The 13,741-nt window shown below is 67.1% G+C and carries 10 protein-coding genes; 4 read left to right on the forward strand and 6 right to left on the reverse strand.

Annotation, left to right across the window (positions count from 1 at the left end; genetic code table 11):
- Nucleotides 1-12: 12 nt before the first annotated feature.
- The 6 genes from DOM56_RS16590 to DOM56_RS16615 form a co-directional block, all read right to left on the reverse strand.
- Complete coding sequence (locus tag DOM56_RS16590; RefSeq protein ID WP_110710153.1) at nt 13-813, reverse strand: Cof-type HAD-IIB family hydrolase; 801 nt, start codon at nt 811-813, stop codon at nt 13-15.
- A gap of 231 nt (nt 814-1,044) precedes the next feature.
- Nucleotides 1,045-2,730 carry an N-acetylglucosamine-specific PTS transporter subunit IIBC gene (gene nagE / locus DOM56_RS16595; protein ID WP_110710154.1) on the reverse strand — a complete coding sequence of 562 codons (1,686 nt, stop codon included), beginning with the start codon at nt 2,728-2,730 and terminating at the stop codon, nt 1,045-1,047.
- Between the two features lie 9 nt (nt 2,731-2,739).
- The gene (locus tag DOM56_RS16600; RefSeq protein ID WP_110710155.1) at nt 2,740-5,358 is read right to left on the reverse strand and encodes a glucose PTS transporter subunit IIA; all 2,619 of its coding nucleotides are present in this window, start codon (nt 5,356-5,358) and stop codon (nt 2,740-2,742) included.
- Between the two features lie 102 nt (nt 5,359-5,460).
- A complete protein-coding gene (locus tag DOM56_RS16605) occupies nt 5,461-6,480 on the reverse strand; it encodes an SIS domain-containing protein (protein WP_110710156.1) in 1,020 nt (339 codons plus the stop codon).
- On the reverse strand, nt 6,471-7,640 hold the full coding sequence (nagA, locus tag DOM56_RS16610) for an N-acetylglucosamine-6-phosphate deacetylase (protein ID WP_110710157.1): 1,170 nt from the start codon (nt 7,638-7,640) through the stop codon (nt 6,471-6,473). Before nagA ends, DOM56_RS16605 begins: the two co-directional genes overlap by 10 nt.
- A gap of 22 nt (nt 7,641-7,662) precedes the next feature.
- Nucleotides 7,663-8,397, reverse strand: a complete 735-nt coding sequence (locus tag DOM56_RS16615) for a GntR family transcriptional regulator (RefSeq protein WP_110710243.1) — start codon at nt 8,395-8,397, stop codon at nt 7,663-7,665.
- A 220-nt stretch (nt 8,398-8,617) separates the two neighbouring features.
- On the opposite strand from DOM56_RS16615, the gene DOM56_RS16620 reads away from it, so the two are divergent.
- The 4 genes from DOM56_RS16620 (at nt 8,618) to DOM56_RS16635 (ending at nt 13,657) form a co-directional block, all read left to right on the forward strand.
- Nucleotides 8,618-10,558, forward strand: a complete 1,941-nt coding sequence (locus DOM56_RS16620; RefSeq protein ID WP_110710158.1) for an exoribonuclease II — start codon at nt 8,618-8,620, stop codon at nt 10,556-10,558.
- Nucleotides 10,559-10,714: 156 nt separating this feature from the next.
- Nucleotides 10,715-11,848 carry a glycosyltransferase family 1 protein gene (locus DOM56_RS16625; RefSeq protein ID WP_110710244.1) on the forward strand — a complete coding sequence of 378 codons (1,134 nt, stop codon included), beginning with the start codon at nt 10,715-10,717 and terminating at the stop codon, nt 11,846-11,848.
- Nucleotides 11,841-12,653 (forward strand): polysaccharide deacetylase family protein, encoded by an 813-nt coding sequence (locus DOM56_RS16630; protein WP_110710159.1) that lies wholly within the window; start codon nt 11,841-11,843, stop codon nt 12,651-12,653. Before DOM56_RS16625 ends, DOM56_RS16630 begins: the two co-directional genes overlap by 8 nt.
- Entirely contained in the window at nt 12,650-13,657 is a 1,008-nt protein-coding gene (locus DOM56_RS16635; protein WP_110710160.1) for a lysylphosphatidylglycerol synthase transmembrane domain-containing protein, read from the forward strand. Before DOM56_RS16630 ends, DOM56_RS16635 begins: the two co-directional genes overlap by 4 nt.
- Nucleotides 13,658-13,741: the final 84 nt, after the last annotated feature.

Genomic DNA, 13,741 nt, shown 5'->3' on the forward strand with positions numbered 1-13,741 from the left:
GCCGTCGCACCCTCACTCGAGCGCGAAGAACTCCCGCAGCGCATGGGCCACCGCCGACTCGTGATGGGCGCCGATGGTGGTGGCGTGCGGGAGCTGATCGATCACTGCCGGATGGGCATTGGAAACCACATAGGCGTGGCCGGCGAGGGTCAGCATCTCGACATCGTTGAAATTGTCGCCGAACGCCAGCGCTCTCTCGGTCGGGAGATCGAGTGCCTTGAGCGCCCGACTCAGGGCCGTCGCCTTGTTCACCCCCCGCTGCATGATCTCGAGGGAGTTGGCCGCCGAATAGGTGATGTGCAGCGCCTCGCCGTGACGCTCCCTCAGGATGAGTTCCAGTGGCTTCAGCAGCGCCGGCTCGCCGATGTAGAGCACCTTGCCGACATGCTCGTTGTCCAGATCGTCCATCTCGTCGACCTGGTAGGTGAAGCCGGTCATCGCATGCAGCGGTAGCAGCTCGGGCGCTTCGGCGTCGATCAACCAGCGATCGCGGGTATAGAGATTGAGCCTGACCGACGCCGGTCGCGGCAGATCCACCAGGGCCCTGACTAGCGCCGTGGGCACCAGCGTGTCGCTGACGACACCATCCTCGGCGTCATGCACGTGGGCACCGTTGCTGCTGATGATCCAGGCAGGAATGTCCAGTTGGCGCCGGATCGCCGCAATATCGTGGTAATGCCGACCGGAGGCCAGCGCGATCACGTGGCCCCGAGCCGACAACGTACGCAACGTATCGCGGGTCAAGGCATCGACCCGATGCTCGGCATTCAACAGCGTGTTATCGAGATCGCTGGCGATCAGGTACTGGGACATGAGGTCTCCTCGGATACGCGACTTCGGGCTTCGACCAGCGTCGGCTGCAGGAGGCTGTCGATAGCAGCTTCGGGCTTCGACCAGCGCTGGCTGCAGGAGGCTGTTGATAGCAGCTTCGAGCGAACCGTGTCAAAGCTTGAACACGAAGCGCCAGCCGCCGATTCGGCGACTGGCGCGACATCCTGCCCGTGGGACGTATCGTGCTCCAATCCAGTCTGGACAGGCGTTCCGTCAGGAAGACCTGGTGTCGATACCGTTGGCTATCGCCCCCGCCTGGCGTCCCAGCACCAGATGGACGACACCGCGTTCCAGGTCCTGAATGCCGGCGGCACCCAGCCCCGCCAGCGCGGACTCGTCCACTTTCCCGCGATCCCCCAGCTCCAGCCGCAGGCGGGTGGTGGCCACCGCAGCGACGCTGCGAATGTTCCCGGCACCGCCCAGCGCCGTCATCCACGCCTTGCGCGACGCCTCGTCGAGCCGGGCATCGGTCGGTAGCGTATCGTCCTCGACCGCCGGCGCCGCCGCCAGCGTCTTGCCGTGATCGCGCACCGCTACTCGGATGTCGTCGGCCACGGCGTCGGCGATCGGCCCCAGGATCACCTGCAGGCCACCACCGCGCAGGTGCAGAATGCCGCGGGCCCCCAGCGCCTTGAGTGCCGGTTCGTCGATCGCGGCATCGTCGTTCATCACCAGCCGCAGCCGGGTGGTACAGGCGCCAACGCTGACCATGTTGGCCGCCCCACCCAGCGCGGTCACGAAGGCGGGTCCCCGCTCGCCGGCGTCACGGCTGGCGCTGGTCGTCGCCAGTTCCGGCTCGCGCCCCGGGGTCGGCAGGTCGAAGCGCACGATCGCCCAGCGAAAGATGCCGTAATAGAGCACAAAGTAGACCAGTCCCACGGGGATCATCATCCAGCCGTTGGTCGAGAGACCGTAGGAGAGCGCATAGTCGAACGCCCCGGCGGAGAAGGTAAAGCCCAGCTTGACGTCGAGCATGTTCATCACCGCCATCGAGATGCCGGTGAGAATGGCGTGCATGGCATACAACGCCGGTGCCAGGAACATGAATGAGAACTCGATCGGCTCGGTCACACCGGTCAGGAAGGCGGTCAAGGCCAGAGACAGCAGCAGGCCGCCGACCTGAGCCCGGCGGGAACGGGGCGCGGCGTGGTACATCGCCAGCGCGGCGGCGGGCAGGCCGAACATCATCACCGGGAAGAAACCGGCCATGAAACTGCCCGCGGTCGGATCGCCGGCGAAGAAGCGGTTGAGATCGCCGGTGACGCCGTCGTAACTGCCGAAGACGAACCACACGAAACTGTTGAGTACGTGATGCAGCCCGGTCACGATCAGGATCCGGTTGAGCACGCCATAGACGAACAGGCCCAGGTCGCCGGCGTCGATCAGCCACTGCCCCAGTTGATCGATACCCTGCTGGATCGGCGGCCAGATCAGGCCGAAGAGGCTGCCCAGCACCACGGCGGAGAGCCCGGTGACGATGGGAATGAAGCGCCGTCCGCCGAAGAAGGCCAGATAGTCCGGCAGCTTGATCGCCTTGTAGCGGTTGTAGAGCACACCGGCCACGCTGCCGATGATGATGCCCGACAGCACGCCCATGTTGATGTCCGGATTCAGCGTCTCCAGTACCGCGTTGAGCACCAGATAGCCGATCACGCCCGCCAGTCCGGCCGCGCCGTTGTCGTCATCGGCGAAACCGACCGCCACGCCGATGGCGAAGATCAGTGCCAGGTTGGAGAAGATCGCGTTGCCGGCATTGGCAACGAAGCCGATATCGAGCAGATCGGGCTGGCCCAGGCGCAGCAGCAGCCCTGCCACCGGCAGCACCGCGATCGGCAGCATCAGCGAGCGTCCGAGTTTCTGCAGACCGGCCATGAGCCGGGAACCGAAGGTGGTGGTCATGACGACTCCTCAGGATCTTGTTGTCGTGTCGGCGGCGGTGTCGCCGGATGGCGGGGTCGCTGCCTCGGCGGACGATGCCAGCATCGTGGCCAGCGCCTCTCTCACCGCGACCGCATCGTCCAGCGCCAGCAGCGCCGGTAGTTGTGCCGCCAACGCCTCGGCATCCAGCCCGCGCAGCGTCGCCTTGACCGCCGCCACTCGCGCAGGTTCGACGGAGAGCTCGTCGACGCCCATGGCGGCCAGCAGCGCCCCCGCCAGCGGATCGCCTGCCGCGGTGCCGCAGACCGCGACCGGGCACCGCCCTTCGGCCCCCTCGAGGCACAGGGCGATCAGGCGCAGCACGCCCGGATGCAGCACATCGCTGCGCGCCGCCAGCGACGCGACTTCACGGTCCATGGCCAGCGCATACTGGGTCAGGTCGTTGGTACCGATCGAGAGGAACTCCGCCTCGCGGGCGAGACTGCCGGCGCAGAGCGCCGCCGTCGGCACCTCCACCATGGCGCCGAGCGAAGGCAACCGTTCGATCCCGAGCGCGGCCGCCCTCGTCGCCAACCGCCGGCGCACCCAGCGCAGCTCCCCGGCATCCGCGATCATCGGCACCATCAACCGTAGCCTCGTCAGGCCATCCTCGCAGGCCGGCAGCCCGCGACCCGCTTCCAGCAACGCATCCAGTTGCGTGTCGAACATCTCTGGATGCGATTGCCACAGCCTCGCACCGCGTTCGCCCAGCGCCGGATTCGGCGTCGCCGGAAGTGCCAGATAGGGCAACTGCTTGTCGGCCCCGATGTCCAGCAGCCGGACGACCACCGGTTTTCCCGCCATCGCCTCGACGGCGGCGCGATACTCGGCCTGCTGCTCGGCGAGATCCGGCGCGGCCTGCCGCGCCAGGAACAGGAACTCGCTGCGCATCAGCCCGACCCCATCCGCCCCGGCATCCAGGGCACCTTGCGCCTCCCCGCCAGCGGCGATATTGGCCGCGACATGAAGACGGCGACCATCACGCATCGTCACCGGCTCGAAGGCGGCGGCCAAGTCGGCCTCGGCCCGCTGACGCTGGCGTGCCTGTTCGGCCTCGACCGCCGCCAGGCGACGCTCATCGGGCCCCAGCTCCAGCCGCCCTTGATCGGCATCGAGGCAGACCCGATCGCCGCTGGCCTCCAGCAGGGCATCCCCCATCGCCACCAGGCAGGGCAGCCCGCGCGCCCGAGCCAGAATCGAGACGTGGGAAGTCGAACCACCGCCCGCCAGGCACAGCCCGGCAATCTGCTCCGCCACCTCGACGAACTGCGAGGGAGTCATCTCGCGCGCGGCGAGGATCGCTCCTTCGAGCCCGGTGGTGGCGACGGCATCCTGGGTGGCAAAACGCTGCATGACCCGGCGCTGCAGATCGTGGAGATCGTCGGCCCGCCCGGCCAGCAACGCGTTGCCGCTACCGCGCAGACGCTGGATCTCGGTCTCGAGGGCCAGGTACCAGGCACGTCCGGCGCTGGCACCCTCCGCGATCTTCGATTCCGCCGACGCCCGCAGATCGGGGTCGTCCAGCCAGGCCCGGTGCGCGTCGAAGATATCCGCCTCGGCCTGCTGTCCCCGCGATCCTGCCGCGCGCATCGACCGTTCCAGGTCGGCATCCACCTCGGCCACGGCAGCGGCCAGCGCCATTCGCTCCCGCTCGGGGTCGTTGGCGGTGTCGGCAACGCTGGGCAATGCGCCGCGGTAGCGAACCAGCGGGCCGACGGCGAGGCCCGGGCTCGCCGACAGGCCATTCAACGTACCCGGCGTTGCCGCCACGGCGGGAGCAGTAGCCGGTTCGGCGGAGACATCGGCCCCGTCGGACCCGTGCTCGGGCGTCTCCAGCAGCGTGATGGCCGCGTCGACCGCCGCCTGGGCCCCGGCTCCCAGAGCCGTGACCCGGACCCGGTCACCCCGAACCAGCCCAAGATTGAGCAGCGCGCTCAGACTGGCGACGCTCGCGCCGTCGACGCCGGATCGGTCTTTACCGGCCTCGTCGACTCGCGCCAGCCTCAGTTCGACATCGTGCTTCTGGGCGATCGCCCTTAGCCTCGACGCCGGCCGGGCGTGCAGCCCATGGGCGGCAGCGATCGTTGCCTCGCCGCGGGCGGACGCTTCGGACGAGGCACGCCGGCCGGCGGCCTCCGCCGCCGGGGCCTGCCACTGCAACAGCACCTCGCCCTTGTCGACGATCGTCCCCGGCTTGACCAGCGTTTCCAGGGAGAGGTCAGGGGCGTTGGTCATCACGATCGGCGTGACCAGGGCCTTGGCATGCCGTGCCAGCCCATCTACATCGAATCGGCACAGCGGATCGCCGGCGGCGACACGCTCGCCGGTCGCCACCAGCAGCTCGAATCCTTCCCCGCCCAGGTCGACGGTGTCGATGCCGATGTGCAACAGCCATTCATGGCCGTGGTCGTCGCGCAGCGTGAGCGCATGGGCGGTCCGGGCACACTGGATGACCTCTCCGTCACAAGGCGCATGCAGCGTCTCGCCCAGCGGATCGATGGCGACACCGGGCCCCAGGGCGCCTTCGGCGAACGCCGGATCCGGCACCTCGCCGAGCGGGACTACTACCCCGCGCAGCGGGGCGCAGAGAAACCGAGATGTAGATGACATGAAGACTCCCGACTTGTTGTTGTTCCGATCCCGACCGACTCGTCACGCAGCGCGACTCGGGGCAGGCGGCGACTCACGGTGAAATAGGACCTCAGCGACGACTCACAGCGTTCTCGTCACTTTCTGCAGGTGGCGAGGCTGATCCGGATCGCCGCCACGGGCGACGGCCAGTTCGGCTGCCATCACATAGAAGCTCTGGATCACCGATAGCGGCTGGAGGTCGTCGTGACCGGCGTCGACCAGCGTCAACTGGCGCGCCGCGACGCTCTCGTCGGCAGCCAGCAGCACCCTGGCACCGATCCCCGCCAGCCACTCGGCCAGCTCCAGCAGCCCGGGCTGGTCCGGACCCGGTGGCGCGAACACCAGCACCGGATAGCCCGGGCCGATCAGCGCCATCGGCCCGTGACGGACCTCGGCGGCACTGAACGGCTCGGCCTGGATGGCGCAGGTCTCCTTGAACTTGAGCGCAGCCTCCTGGGCCACGGCAAGGCCCACGCCCCGACCAATGACCAGCAATCTGTCGACATCGACCAGTGCGTCCAGCGCTGGCTGCCAGTTCTGCCGCGCTGCGGTCTCGAGCGCCGACGGCAGCACTTTCAACGCCGCCAGCAGCGTGTCGTCCTCCGCCCAGGCGCCGATCAGGTGCGCACAGGCGGCCAACGTGGCCAGATAGCTCTTGGTGGCGGCGACGCTCTTCTCGACGCCGGCGTGTAGCGCGATCTCGTGCTCCGAAGTCTCGCCCAGCGGCGAGTTCGGCGTGTTGACCAGCGCCACGCTGCGCGCGCCGCCGTCGACCAGGGCCCGCTGCGTCGCGATGAGATCGGGGCTGGCACCGGACTGCGAGATCGCCACCGCCAGTTGCCCGCGAACCCGCCACGGCGTGTCGGCGACGGTGGTCAGCGAGGGCGGCACCGAGGCCATCGGCAGCCCCAGGTGCTTCATGCCGAGATAGGCGAAGTAGGCAGCAGCGTGATCGGAGCTGCCGCGGGCCACCGTCAGCGCCCCATGCAGGTCCGCCCCGCGCAGGGAGCTGCCGAGCTCGGCGAGAATGGCGGCATTGGCCTGCCATTGGGCTCGCAGGCAATTCGGGGCGCTCTGCGCCTCTTGAAGCATCAACGACATCGGTTTCTCTCCTGCGACGCGCCGGTCGCTTGTGGTGCCGGCGGCAGGGTCGAGGCCGACGGGCCGCGATGGGCCTGTTCGCCCCCGACATAGACGGCGTCGATCTCCAGGCCGGCATCCATGACCACGACATCGGCCCGACAGCCGACATCGATCCGCCCTATTTCGGTCTCACCGAGAAAATCGGCGGGGTATTGCGACAGTCGCCGCGAGGCGTCGTCCAGCTCGAGGCCGATCTGGACCAGATTGCGCAACGCCTGGTCCATGGTCAGCGTGCTGCCCGCCAGGGTGCCGTCGGCCAGGCGAACACCGCCCAGGCACTTGGTGACGTGCTGCTCGCCGAGACGGTACTCGCCGTCGGGCATGCCGGCGGCGGCCGTGGAATCGGTGACGCCGAAGAGATGGGGAATGCAGCGCAGCGCCGTGCGGATGGCGCCGGGATGCACGTGCAGCAGATCGGGGATGATCTCGGCATAGTCGGCGTGCGCCAGCGCCGCCCCGACCATGCCGGGCTTGCGGTGGTGGAGCCCGGTCATGGCATTGAACAGATGGGTGAAGCCGTGGGCGCCATGCTCGAGTCCGGCCACGCCTTCCTCGTAGCTGCCCAGGGTATGGCCCATCTGCACGCGGACACCGCGCTCGCGGAGTTGACCGATGAGCGTGGCATGGCCCGACAGCTCAGGCGCCAGCGTCAGCAGCCGGATCGGCGCCAGTTCCATCAGCGCCGCGACGTCGGCGATCGCGCCGGGGTGGGCATATGGCGGCTGCGCACCCAGCTTGCCGGGATTGAGATAGGGCCCCTCGAGATGAACGCCCAGCAGCCGCGCCGCGTGGGAGGGAGGCCGAGCCATGATGCGAGCGATGTCCCGCAGCGCCTGACGAATGTCGGGCAGCGGCGCCGTCATCGTGGTCACCAGCAGACTGGTGGTGCCGAAACGGACGTGGGTCCGCGCCATGACCGCCGCGGCGTCGCCTCCCTCCATGGCGTCCGCCCCGCCGCCGCCGTGCACGTGGAGATCGACGAACCCCGGCAGCAACCGAGGATGCGCGTTGGTGGCCGGGTCGACCGGCTCGCCGTCGATGGCGGCTATCCGGCCCTCGCGCCATGTCAGCGTGCCCAGTCGCCAGCCCCGGGGGGTCAGAATATTGCCGTAGAGCATGTCGTCTCCCGCTCGTGCGATCTCATTGGGTCAACTCCACCATGAAGTCGTAGTAATCGGTCCGACAGTAGGTCACCGTCAGCTCCCCGGGGCGGCCGTCGGCCAGATAGCCGAGGCGCGTCATCATCAACAGCGCCTGGGCGGGCGGCACCTCCGCCAGTTGCGCCAGCTCGGCGTCGGCGTTGATCGCCGAGACGTGCTGCAGGGCGCGTACGATCGGCGTCCCCAGGTCGTCGAGATGGCGATAGAGCGAATGGGTGACGCTCTCGGGATCCGGCAGGACCCGGCTCGGCAGGCAGCTCTCCTCGACCGCGACGACCACGTCGTCCGCCAGCCGCAGGCGCCGGAGCCGCGAGACCTGCTGGTCGGCGTTCAAGCCGAGGCGCAGGCTCTCCTCCACCGTGGGCGTCCCGGAGCAGCGGCTCAGCCAGCGCGAACTGGGCCGGTGGCCGCGTTGAACCAGCAGCTCGGTAAAGCTGGTCAGCCGCGTCAGCGACTGGTTGAGTCGCGGGGCGATGAACGTCCCGGAGCCATGGGTGCGCTGGATCAGGCCCAGTGCCACCAGCCGGTCAAGCGCCTTGCGCGCGGTGATGCGAGAAATGTTGAGCGACTCCGCCAGGACCCGTTCCGAGGGCAAGGCTTCGCCGGTCTCCCAGTCCCCCGCTTCGATCGCCTCGACCAGCTGCTGGGCCAGTTGGCGATAGAGCGGCGTCGACCGGCCGGCGTCCAGCTTGAGCCGCGATAGCGTCGGTGCCATGAAGATCGGTCCCGAGGTGATGGAGTGATACCAGTTCAATACCACCAACATAACCAGTCGAATACCAATCTGCCAGACCCATAGGGGGCGACTTTGGTCTCACGCCCCCTTGTGGCCGAACGTGCCAGGTCCAACGATCCCTGGGACGGCGGCGTGTGATTGGCGTGGCCAACGCGGAATCCGTATAGTGTCGCTCTCGTCCACCGACCGATCCGATCCGATGCTGCAGAACAACTCTCTTCTGGCCCAGCTGAAGCAGGACATCCGCGCCAATACGCCGCGTGTCCAGGGCACCATCAAGGCGACCGACAAGGGCTTCGGGTTTCTCGAAGCCGAAGACGGCACTTCCTACTTCATTCCGCCGCCCGCCATGAAGCAGGTCGTTCACGGCGACCGCATCGAAGCGGTAATCAAGGAGGATGGCGACAAGAAACAGGCCGACCCCGAGACGCTGATCGAGGCATCGCTGGATCGCTTCGTGGCTCGCGTGCAGAAACGCGACGGCCGCTTGGCCGTGGTTCCCGACCACCCCTCCATCAACTTGTCGCTGAAGGCACGCCTCAAGCGCTCGCTGGAAGAGTCCGACATCGCCGACGGCGACTGGATCGTCGCGCGCCTGATTCGCCATCCGCTGCGCCCCGACGACCGGGGGTTCTTCACCCAGATCGACGAGTTGGTGGTCAAGAGCGACGACCCGGCAGTGCCGTGGCGCGTCACCCTGGCTCGCCATGCGCTCGAGCAGGAGTGCCCGCCGGCGGCCGATGAGTGGCCGCTGCAGGACGAGGGCCTGGTGCGCGAGGACCTGACCGCCGAGCCGTTCTTCACCATCGATGGTGAGAAGACGCGCGACATGGACGATGCGCTGCGGGTGGAAGCGACCGACGACGGCTGGACGATGACGGTCGCGATCGCCGACCCCACCGCCTACGTGGGCGAGTCCCACCCGGCGGACAAGGAGGCCCGCACCCGCGCCTTCACGGTCTACCTGCCGGGCCAGAACATCACCATGCTGCCAGAAGCGCTGGCCGACGACCTGTGCTCGCTGAAGCCGGACGTGGATCGCCCGGTGCTGGCATGCCGGCTGCAGGTCGGTCGCGACGGCACGCTGGGCGAATATCGCTTTTTCGCCGCCACGATTCGCTCCCAGGCTCGCCTGGCCTACGACGACGTCTCCGACTGGCTCGAGGAGCGGTCCGACACCGCAGCGCCGGCCGAGCCCATCGCCGAGCAGCTCAAGACATTGGCCGACCTCGCCCGCGCCCGCGCGGCCTGGCGCGAAGCCAACACGCTGGTGTTCAAGGATCGTCCGGACTATGCGTTCGACCTCGACGATGCCGGCAATGTGCTGGGCATCGTCATCGAGGAGCGTCGCATCGGTCAGCGCATGATCGAAGAGGCGATGATCGTTGCCAACGCCTGCTGCGCCGACCTGCTGGCCAAGGAGATCGGCCACGGTATCTTCAACGTCCACCATGCCTTCGAGCCGGAGAAGATCGACCAGGCCGTCGAGTTCCTGTCCACCCAGGAAATCGCCGTCGAGCGCGAGCAGCTCGCCGAACTGTCGCGCTACAAGGAGCTTCGCCGCACGCTGGACGCGCGCGAGGATGCGTGGCTGGACGCCCGCCTGCGGCGCTTCCAGGGCTACACCAACATGTCGGCCCGGCCGGGGCCCCACTTCGGCCTGGGCCTGCCCGCCTATGCCACCTGGACATCGCCGATCCGCAAGTACGGCGACATGGTCAACCATCGTCTGATCAAGCGAGTGCTGAAGTCCGAAGCGGCACCCGCCGAGGCGACCCAGCAACTCACGGAGCAGTTGACCGAACGCCGCCGACTGAACCGAATGGCCGAGCGCGACGTCAAAGACTGGCTCTACGTGCGCTATCTGGGCGCCACCATCGAGAAGGGTGAAGTCTTCGACGCCGATATCATCGACATCCGCCGTGGTGGCATGCGCGTTCGCCTGACGGCCAACGGCGCCACGGCGTTCGTGCCGGCGCCGCTGATTCACAGCGACCGCAACCAGATGGCCATCGACGACAAGGAAGGCCGCATTCGGATCGACGGCGAGCTGCGTTACCAGCTCGGCGGCTCACTGCGCGTCAAGCTCGTCGAAGCCCGTGAAGCGACGCGTTCGCTGGTGGCTGCGCCCGCCGAGTGAACGCGGTAATGGCCTGCCGACGCCGGGAACGGCGCTGGCAGGCTACCACTTTGGTGTGAACGCCCTGTGGCAGTAAAACGATATACTGCAATGTAGTCATCGCCATTCTCAGGAATGCGCCGTATCGACAGGGAAGTCTTCAAGAGGAGCGGCTCGTTGCACATTGCCGACGTTACGATGTTCTATGCCCCCGCCAGTGGCGGGGTTCGTACTTATCTCGATGCCAAGCATCGGCGCCTCGCCAAGCTGCCTGGTGTCACCTGTAGCCTGCTGATCCCCGGCTCTCAGCTCTTCACGCACAACGGCATCCACGAGGTACCGTCGCCGCCGTTGCCGTTTAGCCAAGGTTACCGCTTCCCGCTGCGGCGTCGCGGCTGGGAACGGGAACTGGTGCGCCTGTCACCGGACATCATCGAGGCCGGTGATCCCTACGTCACTGGCTGGGCGGCGCTTCGCGCCGGCCGCAAGCTGGACGTACCGGTGGTCGGCTTCTACCACTCGGATCTGCCTCGACTGATCAGCAATCGACTCGGCAAAGGCACCGACAAGCTGATCGAGCGCTACGTCTATCAGCTCTATCGCCGCTTCGACCAGGTCCTCGCACCGAGCCGCGTCATGGCCGAGCGGCTGACCCGACTCGGCCTCGAGCGGGTTGCCATCCAGCCGCTGGGCGTCGATCTGGAGACGTTCCACCCGAGCCGTCGGAACGCGGCCCTGCGCGAGCGACTGAACCTCGACGAGACCACGAAACTGCTGATCTTCGTCGGCCGCGGCTCCCGCGAGAAGAATCTCCACGACTTGCTGAAGACCGCACAGCTGCTGGGCAAGGGCTACCACCTGCTGCTGGTTGGCCCGAGCATGCCCAGCCAGGTGCCGGACAATGTCAGCGTGATCGACCGTTACACCCCGACCGAAGAGGTCGCTAGCTGGCTGGCTTCCAGCGATGCGCTGGTCCATGCGGGCACCCAGGAAACCTTTGGCCTGGTGGCACTGGAAGCCATGGCGAGCGGCATTCCCGTGGTCGCCGCCCGAGCAGGAGCTCTGGCCGAAAACGTGCCGCTGGGCTGTGGCTTGTTGAGCGAACCCCATTCGCCCGCCGACATGGCTCGCGCGGTCAAGGAGCTGTTCGCCAACCACGATGCCTCGCAAGCCGGGCGCCGCGCGCGACGCTACGTGGAGCGCAACCACGATTGGGATGTAGTCATCGACGGCCTGCTCTCCCACTATCGACGGCTGACCAGCGCCACCGAAGGTGCGGGAGAAGCCCAGCAGGGTTCCCAGCATGGATAAGTCGCATTTCGCGCTGGTGCTCCACGACATCGCCCCCGAAACCTGGCCCGATTACCAGCCGTTCGTCGAGGCGATCGATCGTCTCGGCGAACGGCTCGGCCAGCGCATTCCGATGACCTGGCTCGTCGTCCCCAACTTCCATGGCCGGGGCGAGTGCCGCGACAGCGACCTGCTGCGCCGAGTTCTCGATGATCGCCTGGCGCGAGGCGACGAACTGACGCTGCACGGCTACTTTCACCGGGACGATGCCCCGGCGCCCCGTTCACTGCGGGACTTCTACATGCGCCGGATCTACACCTGGGAGGGGGAGTTCTACACCCTCGACCAGGATCGCGCCGGCGCCCTGCTCGACGAAGGCATGGCCCAGTTCGACGCCTGCGGCTGGCCGCATGGCGGTTTCGTTGCCCCCGCCTGGCTGATGAGCGAAGGCACCCGAAGGGCCTTGCAGCAACGCCCGTTCACCTACACCAGCGATCTGCAACACCTCTATCGCTTGCCATCGCTGGCGTCGCTGGACGCGCCCAGCATCGTGTGGAGCGCCCGGAGCGCCTGGCGCCGCGGCATGTCGAGAGTTGTCAGTGCACTCCAGTACCGCCGTTTCCAGCACGCACCGCTGTTGCGTTTGGCGCTGCATCCCGTGGATATGCGCCATCGGGTCTCCCATGACTACTGGCTGCATCTCGTGGAGCATCTGCTGGAGACGGGAAGGCAGCCGTTGACCAAGCAGGCCTGGCTCGACCAGGCCCCCGATCCCGCCTCAGCCAATCTCGCCGGACCGGCGAACAAGGATCGCTCCGCGGCATGAAGCGCATCCTGTGGCTACTCGCGCTGGGCCTAGTGGCGGCGCTGGCAATACCCATCCTGGTCGGCGGACGCGGCATCGTCACCGAACTGCGAGGATTTCCTACTTCGCAGTTGCTGCTGATGATGGGTATGGTCGTGATCTGCTGGAACATCAATGCCTTGCGCCTGAGGTTGTTGCTGGCCGGGCGCGCGGGGAAACTCTCCCAGATCCGAGCGTTCTCCATCGTCATGGCCACCGAGTTCGCCATCTGCGCCACGCCGGGAGGTACCGGTGGTCCGCTGACCCTGCTCGGTCTGCTGGCCCGGCGCGGTGTCCGTCCGGCTCAGGCATCGGCGATCTTCGCGGTCGATCAGTTGACAGACCTGCTGTTCTTCCTCTCCGGCCTGATCGGCGTCGCGCTCTACGTGCTGATCGAAGCGGTTGACCTGAAACTCGGCTGGCTGGTCGGACTACCCACGCTCTTGCTGGTCACCGCTCTCGTCCTGCTATGGCTGACACTGACCCACTACGCGCGGGTCATGCATATCACCGGGCGCTGGCTGGCCAAGCTCAACGTCAAACGCCGCTCACGGTTCGGCTTTGCCCGCCGCCTGTTGCATTTCAGGAACTCCTTGGTAGAGACGCTGCGGCTGCCGCGCTGGCTATTGCTCGCCGTATTCCTGCTCTGCTGCGCGCATTGGCTGATCCGTTACAGCGTTCTCTACCTGGTGGTCCAGGGGCTCGGCCAGCACATCGATTGGGCGTGGACTTTCCTGGTGCAGATGGTTTCCATGGCCGCCGGCCAGCTCAGTTTCCTTCCCGGCGGCGCGGGCGGTGCAGAACTCACCTCCTCGGCCCTGCTGACGCCGCTGATCGGCGCACAGAGCGCGGCCGCCGCCGTCCTGATCTGGCGTTTCGTCACCTACTATTTCTATTTGCTGGCTGGCTTTCCGCTATTCATTGCCACGGCAGGCAAAGCGTTTCTGCGCATGATGAACAAGCAGCGCGCCTCCTCGACGCGCTGAACCTCGGCCGGCAGGGTCCACGACCCTGCGGCGCCTCACCAAAACCGCCAATAGCGCGTGTAAATCCACATTAATCGATGCTTG

Source organism: Salinicola sp. CR57, from assembly GCF_003206585.1.
Taxonomy (GTDB): Bacteria; Pseudomonadota; Gammaproteobacteria; order Pseudomonadales; family Halomonadaceae; genus Salinicola; species Salinicola lusitanus.

Coding starts and splice junctions, on each gene's coding strand:
- nagE (WP_110710154.1), bottom strand. CDS start 2,730: ATGACCACCACCTTCGGTTCCCGGCTCATGGCCGGTCTGCAGAAACTC.
- DOM56_RS16600 (WP_110710155.1), bottom strand. CDS start 5,358: ATGTCATCTACATCTCGGTTTCTCTGCGCCCCGCTGCGCGGGGTAGTA.
- DOM56_RS16590 (WP_110710153.1), bottom strand. CDS start 813: ATGTCCCAGTACCTGATCGCCAGCGATCTCGATAACACGCTGTTGAAT.
- DOM56_RS16630 (WP_110710159.1), top strand. CDS start 11,841: ATGGATAAGTCGCATTTCGCGCTGGTGCTCCACGACATCGCCCCCGAA.
- nagA (WP_110710157.1), bottom strand. CDS start 7,640: ATGCTCTACGGCAATATTCTGACCCCCCGGGGCTGGCGACTGGGCACG.
- DOM56_RS16615 (WP_110710243.1), bottom strand. CDS start 8,397: ATGGCACCGACGCTATCGCGGCTCAAGCTGGACGCCGGCCGGTCGACG.
- DOM56_RS16635 (WP_110710160.1), top strand. CDS start 12,650: ATGAAGCGCATCCTGTGGCTACTCGCGCTGGGCCTAGTGGCGGCGCTG.
- DOM56_RS16605 (WP_110710156.1), bottom strand. CDS start 6,480: ATGTCGTTGATGCTTCAAGAGGCGCAGAGCGCCCCGAATTGCCTGCGA.
- DOM56_RS16620 (WP_110710158.1), top strand. CDS start 8,618: ATGCTGCAGAACAACTCTCTTCTGGCCCAGCTGAAGCAGGACATCCGC.